This window comes from Streptomyces sp. NPDC017940, from assembly GCF_044328435.1.
Classification (GTDB): Bacteria; Actinomycetota; Actinomycetes; order Streptomycetales; family Streptomycetaceae; genus Streptomyces.
Genome location: NZ_JBIRHJ010000002.1, coordinates 872271 through 889168, shown reverse-complemented (window position 1 = coordinate 889168; position 16898 = coordinate 872271). Strand labels below are relative to the sequence as shown.

The following is a 16898-nucleotide window of genomic DNA, read 5'->3' as shown; positions in this document are numbered from 1 at the left end:
TCATGGCACCAGAACCACCCCTGCTCACCATGTCCGGCATCACCAAGTCGTTCCCGGGCGTCCGTGCGCTCGACGGCGTCGACCTGCGCGTCCAGGCCGGTGAGGTGCACTGCCTGCTCGGCCAGAACGGCGCGGGCAAGTCCACGCTCATCAAGGTCCTCGCCGGTGCCCACCAGCCCGACGGCGGCACCATCGCCTGGCGCGGCGAGAAGATCACGCTGCGCTCCCCGATCGCCGCCATGCGCCTGGGCATCGCCACCATCTACCAGGAACTCGACCTGGTGCGGGGCCTGTCCGTGGCCGAGAACGTCTTCCTCGGGCACGAGCCCACCACGGCCGGATTCGTGGTGCGCGGCCGTGACGCGCGGGCGGCGGCCGGTGCGCTGCTGGGGCGGCTCGGGCACGGCGAGATCGACCCGGCGCGGCTCGTCGGCGACCTCTCCGCGGCCCAGCAGCAGATCGTGTCCATGGCGCGGGCGCTCTCCCACGAGGTGCGGCTCATCGTCATGGACGAGCCGTCCGCCGCGCTCGACCCCGACGAGGTCGACAACCTCTTCCGGATCGTGGGCGATCTGACGGCCGAAGGCGTCGCCGTCGTCTACATCTCGCACCGCCTGGAGGAGATCCGCCGCATCGGCGACCGCGTCACCGTGCTCAAGGACGGACGTGCCGTCGCCGTCGGACTGCCCGCGAAGCAGACCCCGACGCGCGAGGTCATCGCGCTGATGACGGGGCGCGACGTCGCGTACGTCTTCCCCGACCGGCCGAGGCCCCCGGCGACACCGCCCGCACCCGTCCTCACCGTCGAAGGCCTCGCCAGGCAGGGAGAGTTCGAGCCGCTCGACCTCGAACTGCGGCCCGGCGAGATCGTCGGGCTCGCCGGACTCGTCGGCTCCGGGCGCTCCGAGATCCTGGAGACCATCTACGGCGCCCGGAAGCCGACGCGGGGCCGGGTCCGCCTGGAGGGCCGGGTGCTGCGTCCCGGCAGTGTGCGGGCGGCCGTGCGCGCCGGTCTCGGGCTCGCCCCCGAGGAGCGCAAGGCGCAGGGCCTGCTGATGCTGGAGTCCGTCACCCGCAATGTGTCGGTGTCCTCCATGTCCCGCTTCTCGTACGGGGGATGGGTGGACCGGGGCAAGGAGCTGCGGGCCGCCCGCGAGGCCACCCGGGAGCTCTCGCTGCGGCCCGACAACCCCGCCGTACCGGTGCGCACCCTCTCCGGCGGCAACCAGCAGAAGGCCGTACTCGCCCGCTGGCTGCTGCGCGGCTGCCGCGTCCTGCTCCTCGACGAGCCGACGCGCGGCGTCGACGTCGGCGCCCGCGCGGAGCTGTACACCGTCATCCGGCGGCTCGCCGACGAAGGCCTCGCCGTGCTCCTCGTGTCGAGCGAGGTGCCGGAGGTCCTCGGCCTCGCCGACCGCGTCCTCGTCCTGCGCGAAGGCCGTGTGGTGCACACGGCGCCCGCCGCGGACCTCGACGAGCACCGCGTACTCGACCTCGTCCTTGCCTCCGGCCGACACGGACCCGAGACCACGGACCCCGCGACCAACGAAGGGAGCCCGGCGTCATGACGCAGCCCGCATCGCCCGCCCGGCCCGTCACCGAGAAGAGCGCGCCCGCGGACGGCGACCCGAGGCCGTGGCGGTTCCTCGCCGCCCGGGTCGACGTGCGGACGCTCTCGCTGCTCGGCGTCCTCGCCACCCTCGTCGTCATCGGCGGGATCACCGAGCCCGAGGCGTTCCTCGACACCGACAACCTCCAGCTGATCCTCACCCAGGCGTCCGTCATCGGTGTCGTCACCGTCGGCATGACCTTCGTCATCATCTCCGGGGGCATCGACCTGTCGGTCGGCGCGATCGTCGCGCTCGCGTCGGTGTGGGCGACGACGGTGGCCACCCAGGACTACGGATTCGCGGGCATCCTCTTCACCGCCGTGGTCGTCGGACTCGGCTGCGGCCTGGTCAACGGGCTGCTCATCGCCTACGGCGGCATGGTGCCGTTCATCGCGACGCTCGCCATGCTCGCCTCCGGACGCGGCCTCGCCCTGGAGATCACCGACGGCAAGACGCAGATGGTCACCGTGGACGGCGTCCTGAAGCTCGGCGAGCGCGACTCCTACGTCCTCGGCATCCCGCCGCTCGTCCTCGTGTTCGCCGCCGTCACCGTCGTCGGCTGGCTGCTCCTCAACCGCACCACCTTCGGGCGCAGGTCCGTCGCCGTCGGCGGCAACGCGGAGGCCGCCCGCCTGGCCGGCATCGACGTCCGCAGGCAGCGGCTCTCTCTGTATCTGCTGTCCGGCCTGTGCTGCGGCATCGCCGCCTTCCTGCTGATCATCCTGTCCGGGTCGGGTCAGAACACCAACGGCAATCTGTACGAGCTCGACGCCATCGCGGCCGCGATCATCGGCGGCACCCTGCTCAGCGGCGGACGCGGCACCATCACCGGCTCCGTGCTCGGCGTCCTGATCTTCACCACGATCACCAACATCTTCGCGCTCAACAACCTGGAGACCGCGGTCCAGCAGATCGCCAAGGGCGCGATCATCGTCGCCGCGGTCCTGGTCCAGCGGCGCACGGCCACCACCTGAGGCGTACGGCACCACCTGAGGCGTACGTACGGACATCACCTAAGGGGTTCATGTCATGCCAGAGTTCACGAGCCGCAGAGGGCTGCTCTTCGGGGCGGCCGCCGTGTCCGCGGGAGCCGTGCTGACCGGCTGCACCAGCAACGAGTCCAAGGACTCCGACGGGGACACCTCCGGCGACAACAAGCAGGCCGTCGCCGACGACAAGCCCGGCAAGCGGGTCACCATCGGCTTCGCGGGCCCGCAGGCCGACCACGGCTGGCTCAACGCCATCAACGACAACGCCAGGTCGCGGGCCAAGAGGTACAAGGACGTCACCCTGGAGGCCACCGAGGGCTCCAACGACACCGCCGCGCAGATCGGCCAGGTCGAGACCCTCATCAACAAGAAGGTCGACGTCCTGGTCATCCTGCCCGCCGACGGCAAGGCGCTCACCCAGGTCGGCCTGAAGGCCATGCGGGCCGGCATCCCCGTGGTCAACCTCGACCGGATCTTCGCCTCCGCGCAGGCCTACCGCTGCTGGATCGGCGGCGACAACTACGGCATGGGCCTGAACGCCGGGCACTACATCGGCGAGAAGCTGAAGGACAAGAAGAACGCGAAGGTCGTGGAGCTCGCCGGCCTCGACAACCTGGAGCTGACCAAGCAGCGCACGAAGGGCTTCGACGACGCCCTGAAGAACTACTCCAACATCGAGAAGGTCGCCCGGCAGGCGGCCGAGTTCACCGTCGAGTCCGGGCAGTCGAAGATGTCCCAGCTCCTGCAAGCGCAGAAGAACTTCGACGCCCTGTGGAACCACGACGACGACCAGGGCGTGGGCGCCCTGCGCGCCATCGAGCAGGCGGGCCGCGACGACTTCATGATGGTCGGCGGCGCGGGCGCGCTCTCCGCCTTCGAGGAGATCAAGCAGGACCGGGGCGTCCTGAAGGCCACCGTCCTGTACCCGCCGACGATGGCGGCCTCCGCCATCGACCTGGCCCGCGCGCTCGGCCAGGGCAAGGGCGTCAGCGGCATGGCCGAGTTCGAGATCCCGGCGTCCCTGACGCTCTACTCGGCCGTCGTCGACAAGGACAACGTCGACCAGTACATGTCCACCGGCTTCAAGTGACGCGGCCCGCCCCGCGGCGGGCACGGGAGCGCTGCCGCGCCGGGCACACCGGGCCGAGCGAGTGGAGTCGACGTGTCGACGAGGAGGAGTTGCCGCATGAGTGAGACGGAGCACGAGGACGGGCCCGCGGGCGGGCCCGTGACCGGGTCCGGGGCTCCCGAGGCCGGGGTTGCGGGCGGGGTTGCCGGTGGGTTCGCTGCCGGGGCCGGGGCTCCCGATGCCGGGGTTGCGGGTGGGCCCGAGGCCGGGGTCGCTGGTGGGTCGGCGGGTGGATCCGCTGCCGGAGCTCCGGGCGGGGCCGGGGTCGGGTCCGTGGCCGGGCCCGTGGCTGGGCCCGTGGCCGGTCCCGCGGTCGGGTCCGCTGCCGAGCCGGTGGGGGCGCCGTCCTCGGCGGGTGACTCCGGCACCGGCGGTGACCTGGGCCCGGTGGGCGTCCCGCTTGCGCGTCCGGCGGATGCCGGGGTGCGGAGCGGGGGTGCCGGGGTGCGGTCTGCGGATGCCGGGGTGCGGAGCGGGGGTGCCGGGGTGCGGTCTGCGGATGCCGGGGTGCGGAGCGGGGGTGCCGGGGTGCAGCCTGCGGACGTCGGGGTGCGGACCGGGGGCGCCGGGGTGCAGTCTGCGGACGCCGGGGTGCGGACCGGGGGCGCCGGGGCGCAGCCTGCGGACGCCGGGGTGCAGCCTGCGGATGCCGGGGCGCAGACCGGGGGCGCCGGGGCGCAGCCTGCGGACGCCGGGGTGCAGCCTGCGGATGCCCGGGTGCGGACCGGGGACGTCGGGGTGCGGACCGGGGACGTCGGGGCGCGGCCTGCGGATGCCGGGGCGCGGACCGGAAACGCCGGGGTGCGGCGGGTGGTGGGTGTCGGCATGGTCGGCTACGCCTTCATGGGCGCCGCCCACTCGCAGGGCTGGCGGACCGTGGGCCGCGTCTTCGACCTGCCGGTCGACGCGCGCCTCGCCGCGGTCTGCGGCCGTGACGGAGCCGCCGTACGCGCCGCGGCCGACCGGCTCGGCTGGGCCTCCGCCGAGACCGACTGGCGCGCCCTCGTCGCCCGGGACGACATCGACCTCGTCGACATCTGCACCCCCGGCGACAGCCACGCGGAGATCGCCGTCGCCGCCCTCGACGCGGGCAAGCACGTGCTGTGCGAGAAGCCGCTCGCCAACACCGTCGAGGAGGCGGAGGCCATGGCGGCCGCCGCCGCCCGCGCCGCCGCCAGCGGCCAGGTGGCGATGGTCGGCTTCAACTACCGCCGGGTCCCGGCGCTCGCGCTCGCCCGCCGCATGGTCGCGCAGGGGCGCATCGGCACACTGCGGCACGTCCGCCTCACCTACCTCCAGGACTGGCTCGTCGACCCCTCCTTCCCGCTGACCTGGCGGCTGCGCAGGGACCGCGCGGGCTCCGGCGCGCTCGGCGACCTCGGCGCGCACATCGTGGACCTCGCGCAGTACCTGACCGGCGAGCCGATCGCGGGTGTATCGGCCCTGACGGAGACCTTCGTACGCGAACGCCCGCTCCCCGACGCGGGCGCCGGCGCGATCTCCGCGGCCGGTGCCGTGGCGGGGCGGACACGGACGGAGACCGGGCAGGTCACCGTCGACGACGCGGCCGTCTTCACGGCGCGCTTCCCCTCCGGCGCACTCGCCTCCTTCGAGGCCACCCGCTTCGCCGCGGGACGCAAGAACGCCCTGCGCGTCGAACTCAACGGCTCCGACGGCTCGCTCGCCTTCGACCTGGAGCGGCTGAACGAGCTGTCCTTCCACGACCACACCGAACCCGCCGTCTCGTCCGGCTTCCGCCGCATCCTCGTCACCGAACCCGGCCACCCCTACCTGGAGGCCTGGTGGCCCCCCGGCCACGGACTCGGCTACGAGCACTCCTTCGTGCACCAAGCCCGCGACCTGCTCCACGCCGTCGCCACGGGCAGCACACCCGAGCCCTCCTTCGCGGACGGGCTCTCCGTGCAGCGGGTGCTCGCCGCCGTGGAGGAGAGCGCGGCGAAGAACGCCGTGTACACCCCCGTCGGCACCCCGGCCGACACCCCCGCCGGCCCGCCCGTCGGCACCCCCGCCCACGCCGCGCCCGTCGCCGATGCCCCCACCGGGTCCGACGCCGGCGCCACGGCAGTCTGAGGAGGCCCCCCGATGCCCCGTTCGTTCACCCTCTTCACCGGCCAGTGGGCGGACCTGCCCCTGGAAGAGGTCTGCGCCCTGGCCCGCGACTTCGGCTACGACGGCCTGGAACTCGCCTGCTGGGGCGACCACTTCGAGGTCGACAGGGCCCTCGCCGACCCCGCGTACGTCGAGGGGCGGCACGCGCTGCTCGACAAGTACGGCCTGAAGTGCTGGGCCGTCTCCAACCACCTGGTCGGCCAGGCGGTCTGCGACGCGATCATCGACGAGCGCCACCGGGCGATCCTGCCGGCCCGCATCTGGGGCGACGGCGACGCCGAAGGCGTACGGCGGCGCGCCGCGGCCGAGATGGCCGACACCGCGCGGGCCGCCGCCACGTTCGGCGTGGACACCGTCGTCGGCTTCACGGGCTCGTCGATCTGGCACCTGGTGGCGATGTTCCCGCCCGCCCCGGAGTCGATGATCGAACGAGGCTACGAGGACTTCGCCGCGCGCTGGAACCCGATCCTGGACGTCTTCGACGAGCAGGGCGTCCGGTTCGCCCACGAGGTGCACCCCTCGGAGATCGCCTACGACTACTGGACCACGCACAAGGCCCTGGAGGCCGTCGGCCACCGGCCCGCCTTCGGCCTGAACTTCGACCCCTCGCACTTCGTCTGGCAGGACCTCGACCCCGTCGGATTCCTGCTCGACTTCAAGGACCGCGTCTACCACGTCGACTGCAAGGAGGCCCGGCGCCGCCTCGACGGGCGCAACGGACGGCTCGGCTCCCACCTGCCGTGGGGCGACCCGCGCCGCGGCTGGGACTTCGTCTCGGCGGGACACGGCGACGTCCCCTGGGAGGACGTGTTCCGGGTGCTGCGCTCCATCGGCTACGAGGGACCCGTATCGGTGGAGTGGGAGGACGCGGGGATGGACCGCCTGCAAGGCGCACCGGAAGCGCTGCGGCATCTGAAGGCGTACGACTTCGAGCCGCCGACGGCGTCCTTCGACGCGGCTTTCGGCGCCGACAAGTAGGTCGCGGGCGGCGAGCGGCCCTCCGGAGCCGAGCGGCTCTCCGAGGCCGAGCGCTTCTCGGAGGCCGAGCGGCTCCCCGGCGCGGAGCAGTTCCGCGCGGCGTGCCGCGGAGCGCACCTGTGGCGCCCCGCGGTGCCCCGGGCTGCCCGGAACCAGGTTTGTCCACCCACGGGAAAAAGTCCAACTAAAGCGTTGTGCAAGGTCTTTCCGCCAAGGACAAACCTGGCTACCGTCCCTGATGTGTACAGGACATAGACCCCTCCCGGGGTGACGGCGCACCCCGGGCGCCAGCCACGCACCCCCACAGCGAACGGCCCCCGACCGGAGGACCCCGTGCACAGACTCCGCCCACCCCACCGCAGAGGCCTCGCCCTGCTCACCGGAACCCTGCTCACCGCCGCCACCCTCACCTTCGCCGCGCCCCACGCCGGAGCCAGGACCGGGCCGCAGGCCGCGCCCGAGGCCGCCGCGGGGACCGGCGCGCAGCCGAAGGCCGAGAACTTCCAGCAGGTCACCCTCGCCAAGGGCGAGCCGGAGATGGGCGAGCCCATGACCCTCGCCGTGCTCCCGGACCGCTCGGTCCTGCACACGTCGCGCGACGGCACGGTCCGCCTGACGGACGCCGCGGGCGAGACCAAGGTCGCCGGGAGGATCCCGGTCTACACCCACGACGAGGAAGGCCTCCAGGGCATCGCCGTCGACCCGGGCTTCAAGAAGAACCGGGCCGTCTACCTCTACTACGCCCCGCCCCTGAGCACCCCCGCGGGCGACGCCCCCAACGAGGGCACGGCGGCCGACTTCAAGAAGTTCGACGGCGTGAACCGGCTGTCCCGCTTCGTCCTGAAGGCCGACGGCACCCTGGACACGGCCGGTGAGAAGAAGGTCCTCGACGTCCCGGCGAGCCGCGGCATCTGCTGCCACGTCGGCGGCGACATCGACTTCGACAAGGCGGGCAACCTCTATCTGTCGACGGGCGACGACTCCAACCCCTTCGCTTCCGACGGCTTCACCCCGATCGACGAGCGCCCGGACCGCAACCCCGCGTACGACGCGCAGCGCACCTCCGCCAACACCAACGACCTGCGCGGAAAGATCCTGCGCATCAAGGTGAAGCCGGACGGCTCGTACACCGTGCCCCAGGGCAACCTCTTCGCCAAGGGCACCAGGAAGACCCGCCCCGAGATCTACGCCATGGGCTTCCGCAACCCCTTCCGGATGAGCGTCGACAAGCCCACCGGCATCGTGTACGTCGGCGACTACGGCCCCGACGCGGGCGCAGCCGACCCCAAGCGCGGTCCCGCGGGCCAGGTGGAGTTCGCCCGCGTCACCAAGCCCGGCAACTACGGCTGGCCGTACTGCACCGGCAAGAACGACGCGTACGTGGACTACGACTTCGCCACCAGGACCTCCGGCCCGGCCTTCGACTGCGCCGCGCCGAAGAACACCTCGCCGCGCAACACCGGCAGGACCGACCTGCCCGCCGCACAGCCCGCCTGGATCCCCTACGACGGCGGATCCGTCCCCGAGTTCGGCACCGGCTCGGAGTCGCCGATGGGCGGCCCGGTCTACCGCTACGACGCGCGGCTCGACTCCCCGGTCAAGTTCCCGCAGGCCTACGACGGGGACTTCTTCGCCGGGGAGTTCGGCCGCCGCTGGATCAAGCGCGTCGACCAGGGCGCCGACGGCACCGTGCGGTCCATCAACGCCTTCCCCTGGGCGGGCACACAGGTCATGGACATGGAGTTCGGCCCGGACGGCGCGCTGTACGTCCTCGACTACGGCACCGGCTTCTTCAACGGCGACCAGAACTCCGCCCTGTACCGCATCGAGAACTCCACCGGCGGGCACTCTCCGGTCGTGGAGGCATCGGCGTCCGTGACCAGTGGCCAGGCCCCCCTGAGGACCCAGTTCACCGCCAAGGGGACGGACGCCGACGGCGACGCGCTGACGTACGCCTGGGACTTCGGCGACGGCACCACGTCCACCCAGCAGAATCCCGCGCACACCTACGACAGGAACGGCACATACACCGCGACCGTCACCGCCAAGGACCCCTCGGGCCGCACCGGCACCTCCAGCGCCCACATCACCGTCGGCAACACCGCCCCCACCGTCAAGCTGGAACTCCCCGGTGACGGACAGCTGTTCACCTTCGGCGACAAGGTGCCCTTCAAGGTCACCGTGAGCGACCCCGAGGACGGGGCCGTCGACTGCTCCAAGGTCAAGGTCACCCACATACTCGGCCACGACAGCCACGGCCATCCGGTCACCACCGCCAACGGCTGCGAAGGCACCTTGCAGACGTCCGCGGACGGCGAACACGACCCGAACGCGAACATCTTCGGGGTCTTCGACGCCGAGTACACCGACAAGGGCGCGAACGGCCAGCCCCCGCTGACCACCCACGACCAGAGCGTCACCCAGACCCGGCACCGCCAGGGCGAGCACTACGGCGACTCCAAGGGCGTGTCGATCGTCAACCACACCCCCGCGCACGGCGGCAGGACCGTCGGCGACATCCACAACGGCGACTGGGTCTCCTTCAAGCCGTACATCCTGAGCAACGCCACGAAGCTGACCGCCCGCGTCGCCTCCGCGGGCTCCGGCGGCACCCTCGAGGTGCGCAGCGGCTCCGCCGAGGGACCGCTGCTCGGCAGCGCGAGGGTCGACCCCACCGGGTCGTGGGAGACGTACACGGACGTCAGCACCGCCCTCACCGGAGCACCCGCCGGGACGACGACGCTGTTCCTGGTGTTCAAGGGCGCGGGCACGGGCGCGCTCTACGACGTCGACGACTTCACCTTCACCACCGGCTGAGGAAGGGGGCACCCCATGCGCGCACGAGCACGTCTGATCACCGCGACGGCGGCAGCGGCCCTGCTGATCGGCTGCGTGTCGGGGCCGGCGGCGTCCGATCCCGACCCCACGGCCCCGTCCGGAGAACGCGACCGGGCCGGTGAGCGTGAGCGTGACCGGGCCGGTGACCGCGACCGGGCCGCTGAACGGGTCCTGGTCTTCTCCAGGACCGCCGGTTTCCGCCACGACTCCATCCCCGCGGGCATCGCCGCCGTACGGGACCTGGGCGCGACCCACGGCTTCACGGTCGACGCGACCGAGAACGCCGCCGCCTTCACCCCCAAGAACCTCGCCCGCTACGACGCCGTCGTGTGGCTCTCGACCACCGGCGACGTCCTGAACGGCAAGCAGCAGTCCGCCTTCGAGCAGTACATCCGCGCGGGCGGCGGCTACGTCGGCGTGCACGCCGCCGCCGACACCGAGTACGACTGGCCCTTCTACGGCCGTCTCGCCGGTGCCTACTTCCAGTCGCACCCGGCGATACAGGCCGCCGACGTCCAGGTCGAGGACCACGCGCACCCCGCCACCGCCCACCTCGGTCCGGTGTGGGAACGCACCGACGAGTGGTACGACTACCGCTCCAACCCGCGCGCCCGCGCCCGCGTCCTCGCCTCCCTCGACGAGTCCTCCTACAGCGGCGGCTCGATGGGCGGCGACCATCCGATCGCCTGGTGCCAGGGCGACGTCGACGGCACCCCCGGCCGCTCCTTCTACACCGGCGGCGGCCACACCGAGGAGTCCTTCGCCGACCCGGCCTTCCGCCGGCACCTCGGGGGCGGCATCCGCTACGCGATGGGCACGGCCCAGGCCGACTGCCGCCCCGAACAGGGCTACGAGCCGCTGTTCGACGGCACCGCTGAGTCCCTCGCGCGGTGGCGCCAGGCAGGGCCGGGATCCTTCGCACGCGAGGACGACGGGACCATCACCTCCGTGGGCGGCATGGGCCTGCTCTGGTACGCGCCCGAGCAGTTCGGCGCGTACTCCCTGAAGCTCGACTGGAGGATGACCGGCACCGACAAGGACGACAACTCCGGGATCTTCGTGGGCTTCCCGCCGTCCGACGACCCCTGGACGGCGGTCGCCAACGGCTACGAGATCCAGATCGACGCCACCGACGTCCCCGAGAAGACCACCGGCTCGGTCTACGGCTTCAAGTCCGCCGACCTCGCCGCCCGCGACCGGGCCCTGAACCCGCCGGGGGAGTGGAACACCTACGAACTGCGCGTCGAGGGCGAGCGCCTGCGGATCCGGCTCAACGGCGTACAGATCAACGACTTCACCAACACCGATCCGGCACGGAGCCTGCGGGACGGCCACATCGGCATCCAGAACCACGGTGCCGACGACCAGGTCGCCTTCCGCGACATCCGGGTGAGGGAACTGGCCGCCGCCGAGGAGGCGGGCGGCCGTTAGACGGCGGTGGGCGGAGGACGCCGGACCTCCGCCCACCGTCTTGCCCGCCGTGCACCGCGACGCGCGGGCGACGACCGTACGCGCGTGACGACAGGAGGCAGCCGCCGTGTCCACCGAGTCCCCTTCCGCTACCGAGGGCCCGAACGTTTCCGGCACCGGACCCACCGGGGTGTGGCTGATCGGAGCGCGCGGCTCCGTCGCCACCACGGCCGTCGCGGGCTGCGCGGCGATGTCGGCGGGACTGCACCCGCCCACCGGCCTCGTCACCGAATCCCCGCCCTTCTCCGGCACCGGAATCCCCGCGCTCTCCTCCCTCGTCTTCGGCGGGCACGACACCCTGGAGTGCCCGCTGCCCAAACGCGCCGAACAGCTCGCCGCCGGTGGCGTACTGCCGCACGGTCTGCCCGCCGCCGTGCGCGCCGAACTGGCCGCCGCCGACGCCGAGATCCGCACCGGCGGCCCACTGCCCGGCGACACCCGCAGCGACGACGAACTCATCGCCGACTTCGCCGCCGAGATCCTCGACTTCGCCCACCGCCACCACCTCGCCCGCGTGGTCGTCGTCAACGTCGCCTCCACCGAACCCACCCCCGTCCCCGGCCCCGACGACCGGCTGCCACCCAGCTCCCTCTACGCCGCCGCCGCCCTGCGCGCCGGCGCGCCCTACGCCAACTTCACGCCCTCCGCGGGGCTGCACCACCCCGCCCTCGCGGCCTTCGCCGCCGACGCCCCACTGCCGTTCGCCGGACGCGACGGCAAGACCGGCCAGACCCTGCTGCGCTCCGTGCTCGGGCCGATGTTCGCCCAGCGCGCTCTGGCCGTCCGCGCCTGGTCCGGCACCAACCTCCTCGGCGGCGGTGACGGCGCCGCCCTCGCCGACCCCGCCGCGGCCGCCGCCAAGAACGCCGGCAAGGAACGCGTCCTCGCCGACACCCTCGGCGCCGCCCCCGAAGGCGAGGTCCACATCGACGACGTCCCCGCCCTCGGCGACTGGAAGACCGCCTGGGACCACATCGCCTTCGACGGCTTCCTCGGCACCCGCATGACCCTCCAGACCACCTGGCAGGGCTGCGACTCGGCGCTCGCCGCCCCTCTGATCCTCGACCTGGCCCGCCTCCTCGCCCGCGCCCACGAAACCGGCCTCACCGGCCCACGCCCCGAACTCGCCTTCTACTTCAAGGACCCCGACCCGGGCGCCTCCTCCGCCCTGCCCGACCAACACCACACCCTCCTCACCTTCGCCGCGCGCCTCCGGGACCGGGGGGCGGAGGCGTGACGGCCCCGACCGGGCACCTGCCTGCACCCGCGCCCGCGCCCGTGCCTGTGCCTGGGCCCGTGCCTGCGTCTGCGCGTGCACTTGTGCCCGTGCCTGCGTCTGCGCCTGTGCCTGTGTCCGTGCCTGCGTCTGCGCCCGTGCCTGTGCCTGCGTCAACGTCTGCGCCCACGCCTGCGTCTGCGCTCGTGCCGTGGGGTGCCGTGCCGTGGGGTGCCGTGCCACGGGTCACCGCACCCCCGCCCACCGTGGCCCCGCGGCGCGGGGAGGCCGCGTGAACCTCCGCGCCTGGGTCGAACTCCTTCGCCTCCCCGCCCTGTTCACCGTCCCCGGTGACGCCCTCGCGGGCGCCGCGGCAACGGGCCTGCGCCCCGGCCGGGGCACCTTCCTCGCCATCGGTTCCTCCCTCTGCCTGTACGAAGCCGGCATGGCCCTCAACGACTGGGCCGACCGGGCCGAGGACGCCGTGGACCGCCCGCAACGGCCCATCCCCTCAGGACGCGTCACCCCCACCGCCGCACTCACGGCCGCCGTCGCACTCACCGCGGGCGGCCTTGCCCTGGCCGCCCGCGCGGGCCGCCCCGCCCTGGCCACCGCCACCGCCCTCGCCGGCACGGTCTGGGCCTACGACCTGGGCCTGAAACGCACCCCCGCGGGGCCCGCAGCCATGGCCGCGGCGCGTGGCCTCGACCTGCTCCTCGGAGCCGTCGCCACCCGCACCGCCACCTCGGCGCCCACACCGCCCGGGAAGCACACGCCTCCCGCCGACCCACCTGCGAAGGGTCTGGCCGTGACCAACTCGACCGAGCGGGCCGGTGGGGGCCCTTCACCACGGCTGACCCAACCGGGACCATGGCCATCCCGACCGAGCCCGTGGCCACCGCGTACGAGTTCGTGGCTACCGCGTACGGTTCCGTGGCCACCGCGCACGGCCCTGGGCGGCACGGGTGCCCAAGGGACGGGAACGGGCGGGACGGGAGCCCGTGGGACGGGAGCGGGCGGTACGGTGCCCAGCGTCACGGGAGCCCGTGGGACGGGACCTGGCGGTACGGTGCCCAGCGTCACGGGAGCCCGTGGGACGGGACCCGGCGGCACGGGTGCCCCCCGCACGGGAGGCCCCTACACCCTCACCCCCCACACAGGCGGCAACCACTCTCCCGCCGACACCACGGCAGCCCCCCTCCTCCAGGCCGCCGTGGCCGCCGTCCGGGCCGCCCTGCCCGCGGCAGCCACCCTCGCCGCGCACACCCTGGCCGTGACCACCGTCTCCCGCAACGAGACGCAGGGCGGTTCGACCGGCGCCCCGCTGGGTGCTCTCGTCACGACCCTGGCCCTCGGCCGCGCCATGGCATCGTCAACCCCCTCGGCCCCGGAAGGTCGGCACCCCCTGGCCACCACCGCCCTGCCGGGCGCCACCACCGCCCTCGCCGCGGCCTACGCAGGCACCGCCGCCCGGCCCTACTTCCACGCGACCCTGAACCCCTCACCTCCTCTGACCCAACGAGCCGTCGGCGGCGGCATCCGCGCACTCATCCCTCTCCAAGCCGCCCTCGCCGCCCGCTACGGCTCTCTCGGCACCGCCCTGCTCACCGCGGCCCTCGCCCCCGCGGCTCGCCGCTTCGCCCGCAAGGTGAGTGTCACGTGAGCGACGACGGCGGCACGGCGCCGCACGCAGGAGGGCCGGGCGCCACGAGCCCTGAGCCGAGCGTCGACGCCCCGGAGGTGGGTGCCTCCGGGAGGGCGGGTGTCTCGGGCCAGGTGAGGCCCCCCGCGCAGGCGGTCGCAGTCGCACCGGCACCAGTAGCGGCGGCCGTACCGGCACCAGCAGCGGCGGCCGTACCGGCACCAGCAGCGGTGGTCGCACCGGCACCGGCAGCCGCACCGGCACCCGCGGGCACCGACACCCCCGCCACCCCCCTCCGCTTCGGCTACGGCACCAACGGACTCACCGACCTGCGGCTCGACGACGCCCTCGCGCTGCTCGCCGACCTCGGTTACTCCGGTGTCGGACTCACCCTCGACCACATGCACCTCGACCCCCTCGCGCCCGACCTGACCACCCGCACCCGTCAGGTGGCCCGGCGCCTCGACCGGCTCGGCCTCACCGCCACCGTCGAGACCGGCGCCCGCTATGTCCTCGACCCCCGCCGCAAACACGGCCCCTCCCTCCTCGATCCCGACCCCGAACGCCGCGCCGCACGCGTGCGTCTCCTTCTCCGCGCCGTGCAGGTCGCGGCCGACCTCGGAGCCCACGCCGTGCACTGCTTCAGCGGCATCACCCCCGACGGCACCACCGACGCCACGGCCTGGCAACGCCTGGGCGACGCGCTCACCCCCGTCCTCGAAGCCGCGTCCCGCGCCCACGTGCCGCTGGCCATCGAACCCGAACCCGGACACCTCCTCGCCACCCTCGCCGACTTCCACCACCTCCGTGAGCTGCTCGGCAGCCCCGAGCCCCTCGGCCTCACCCTGGACATCGGTCACTGCCAGTGCCTGGAACCGCAGTCACCCGCCGACTGCGTCCGCGCCGCCGCACCCTGGCTCCGGCACGTCCAGATAGAGGACATGCGCCGCGGCGTCCATGAACACCTCCCCTTCGGTGACGGCGAGATCGACTTCCCGCCCGTCCTGCGCGCCCTGTCCGCCACCGGCTACCAGGGACTGACCGTCGTCGAACTGCCCCGCCACTCCCACGCGGGCCCCCAACTCGCCTTCCGTTCCCTCGAGTTCCTGCGCCGGGCGGAACGCCTCGCCGGGTCCCCGCCGCCGGCAGGCGAGGCGCCGCCCCGAGGAGGAACGCCGTGACCGCCGCCCCTTCCGTCTCCGACCTCCGCTCGCACCTCGAAGCCGTCCTCGGCGGTGCCGCCCGCGCCTGGCTCGACCAGGCCACCGCCGAAGCCACCGCCGGTCCCGTCGCCGACACGAACGAGTCCTCCCGGCATCCTGCACCCGGCCTCGCCACCCCCGTATGGGAGCTGCGCTTCGCCGAAGCCGGTCGCCGCTGCGGGCCCGACCACGCCGACGCCGCCCGACTCGTCCTGCTGCACGCGGCCCGCGCCGACACCACCACCCTGACCAGGCTGTACGAACAGGGCACCGCCGCCGAACGCCGCGCCGTCCTGGCCGCCCTGCCGCACCTGGTGCCGGGCCCCGACGCGCTGCCGCTGGTCGAGGACGCACTGCGCACCAACGACACCCGGCTCGTCGCCACCGCCCTCGGCCCCTACGCGGCCACGCACCTGCCCCCGCACGACTGGCGTCACGCCGTCCTCAAGTGCCTGTTCACCGGCGTGCCCGTCGACTCCGTCACCGACCTCGCACGACGTTCCCGGGGCGACGCCGAACTGGCCCGCATGCTCGGCGACTACGCCACCGAACGCGCCGCCGCCGGTCGCACCGTCCCCGGCGATCTGTACCGGGTCCTCGCCTTGACCGGCGTGAGCCCCGAGGAGGCCGCCTCGGACGCTGTGCACACCGCGAACACTGCGAACACCGCGGACGCCGCGAACACTGCCTCGGACTCGGCCGCCACCAGCCCCGCCCGGCCGGGCCACTCGGCGCCCACCGGTCCCGCCCGTACGCCACCCGCCCGGACGGGCGCTCCCGCCGTGCCCGAGCGCCACGCCGACCCCTCGACGCCCCTCGGTGAGGAGCAGGAGTCCTGATGCGCATCTTCGACCCCCACATCCACATGACGTCCCGCACCACCGACGACTACGAGGCGATGTACGCGGCCGGTGTCCGCGCCGTCGTCGAGCCCGCCTTCTGGCTCGGCCAGCCCCGCACCTCGCCCGCCTCCTTCGTCGACTACTTCGACTCGCTCCTCGGCTGGGAACCCTTCCGCGCCGCGCAGTACGGCATCGCCCACCACTGCACCATCGCGCTGAACCCCAAGGAGGCGAACGACCCGCGGTGCACACCCGTCCTCGACGTGCTTCCCCGCTACCTCGTCAAGGACAACGTCGTCGCCGTGGGCGAGATCGGCTACGACTCCATGACGCCCGCCGAGGACAGCGCCCTCGCCGCGCAGCTGCGGCTCGCGGCCGACCATGAGCTGCCCGCACTCGTCCACACCCCGCACCGCGACAAGCTGACGGGGCTGCGCCGCACCCTCGACGTCGTCCGCGAGTCCCCGCTGCCCCTGGAACGCGTCCTGATCGACCACCTCAACGAAACCACCGTCAAGGAGGCCAAGGACGCCGGCTGCTGGCTCGGCTTCTCGGTCTACCCCGACACGAAGATGGACGAGGACCGGATGGTCGCGATCCTGCGGCAGTACGGACCCGACCGGGTCCTGGTCAACTCGGCCGCCGACTGGGGCAGAAGCGATCCGCTCAAAACCCGCAAGGTCGGCGACGCCATGCTGGACGCGGGGTACGACGACGACGACGTCGACCGGGTCCTGTGGCGCAACCCCGTGGCCTTCTACGGGCTCAGCGGGCGACTCGCCCTCGACGTCACGAACCCCGGCGCCGGTGACACCCACGAGGGCAACTCCATTCTGCGCGGCGGTGAATGAC

The 16898-nt window shown here is 73.3% G+C and carries 12 protein-coding genes; all 12 read left to right on the top strand.

All coding sequences use genetic code 11. The features are described from left to right. The first annotated feature begins 2 nt into the window (after positions 1-2). Positions 3-1568 (top strand): sugar ABC transporter ATP-binding protein, encoded by a 1566-nt coding sequence (locus tag ACH4DX_RS09340; protein ID WP_398154637.1) that lies wholly within the window; start codon positions 3-5, stop codon positions 1566-1568. Continuing rightward, positions 1565-2584 carry an ABC transporter permease gene (locus tag ACH4DX_RS09335; RefSeq protein WP_398154636.1) on the top strand — a complete coding sequence of 340 codons (1020 nt, stop codon included), beginning with the start codon at positions 1565-1567 and terminating at the stop codon, positions 2582-2584. Before ACH4DX_RS09340 ends, ACH4DX_RS09335 begins: the two co-directional genes overlap by 4 nt. Positions 2585-2639: 55 nt before the next feature. Further along, entirely contained in the window at positions 2640-3689 is a 1050-nt protein-coding gene (locus tag ACH4DX_RS09330) for a substrate-binding domain-containing protein (protein ID WP_398154635.1), read from the top strand. 864 nt (positions 3690-4553) lie between these two features. Further along, on the top strand, positions 4554-5819 hold the full coding sequence (locus tag ACH4DX_RS09325) for a Gfo/Idh/MocA family protein (protein WP_398154767.1): 1266 nt from the start codon (positions 4554-4556) through the stop codon (positions 5817-5819). 12 nt (positions 5820-5831) lie between these two features. Beyond that, positions 5832-6836, top strand: a complete 1005-nt coding sequence (locus ACH4DX_RS09320; protein ID WP_398154634.1) for a sugar phosphate isomerase/epimerase family protein — start codon at positions 5832-5834, stop codon at positions 6834-6836. Positions 6837-7169: 333 nt separating this feature from the next. Continuing rightward, positions 7170-9653, top strand: a complete 2484-nt coding sequence (locus ACH4DX_RS09315; RefSeq protein ID WP_398154633.1) for a PQQ-dependent sugar dehydrogenase — start codon at positions 7170-7172, stop codon at positions 9651-9653. 15 nt (positions 9654-9668) lie between these two features. Continuing rightward, on the top strand, positions 9669-11105 hold the full coding sequence (locus ACH4DX_RS09310) for a ThuA domain-containing protein (RefSeq protein WP_398154632.1): 1437 nt from the start codon (positions 9669-9671) through the stop codon (positions 11103-11105). 106 nt (positions 11106-11211) lie between these two features. Then, complete coding sequence (locus ACH4DX_RS09305) at positions 11212-12381, top strand: inositol-3-phosphate synthase (protein WP_398154631.1); 1170 nt, start codon at positions 11212-11214, stop codon at positions 12379-12381. A gap of 271 nt (positions 12382-12652) precedes the next feature. Further along, on the top strand, positions 12653-14023 hold the full coding sequence (locus ACH4DX_RS09300; RefSeq protein WP_398154630.1) for a UbiA family prenyltransferase: 1371 nt from the start codon (positions 12653-12655) through the stop codon (positions 14021-14023). Between the two features lie 209 nt (positions 14024-14232). Next, a complete protein-coding gene (locus tag ACH4DX_RS09295) occupies positions 14233-15183 on the top strand; it encodes a sugar phosphate isomerase/epimerase family protein (RefSeq protein WP_398154766.1) in 951 nt (316 codons plus the stop codon). Then, on the top strand, positions 15180-16043 hold the full coding sequence (locus tag ACH4DX_RS09290) for an EboA domain-containing protein (RefSeq protein WP_398154629.1): 864 nt from the start codon (positions 15180-15182) through the stop codon (positions 16041-16043). Before ACH4DX_RS09295 ends, ACH4DX_RS09290 begins: the two co-directional genes overlap by 4 nt. Beyond that, on the top strand, positions 16043-16897 hold the full coding sequence (locus tag ACH4DX_RS09285) for a TatD family hydrolase (protein WP_398154628.1): 855 nt from the start codon (positions 16043-16045) through the stop codon (positions 16895-16897). Before ACH4DX_RS09290 ends, ACH4DX_RS09285 begins: the two co-directional genes overlap by 1 nt. Position 16898 lies beyond the last annotated feature (1 nt).

Coding starts and splice junctions, on each gene's coding strand:
- ACH4DX_RS09340 (WP_398154637.1), top strand. CDS start 3: ATGGCACCAGAACCACCCCTGCTCACCATGTCCGGCATCACCAAGTCG.
- ACH4DX_RS09335 (WP_398154636.1), top strand. CDS start 1,565: ATGACGCAGCCCGCATCGCCCGCCCGGCCCGTCACCGAGAAGAGCGCG.
- ACH4DX_RS09330 (WP_398154635.1), top strand. CDS start 2,640: ATGCCAGAGTTCACGAGCCGCAGAGGGCTGCTCTTCGGGGCGGCCGCC.
- ACH4DX_RS09325 (WP_398154767.1), top strand. CDS start 4,554: ATGGTCGGCTACGCCTTCATGGGCGCCGCCCACTCGCAGGGCTGGCGG.
- ACH4DX_RS09320 (WP_398154634.1), top strand. CDS start 5,832: ATGCCCCGTTCGTTCACCCTCTTCACCGGCCAGTGGGCGGACCTGCCC.
- ACH4DX_RS09310 (WP_398154632.1), top strand. CDS start 9,669: ATGCGCGCACGAGCACGTCTGATCACCGCGACGGCGGCAGCGGCCCTG.
- ACH4DX_RS09285 (WP_398154628.1), top strand. CDS start 16,043: ATGCGCATCTTCGACCCCCACATCCACATGACGTCCCGCACCACCGAC.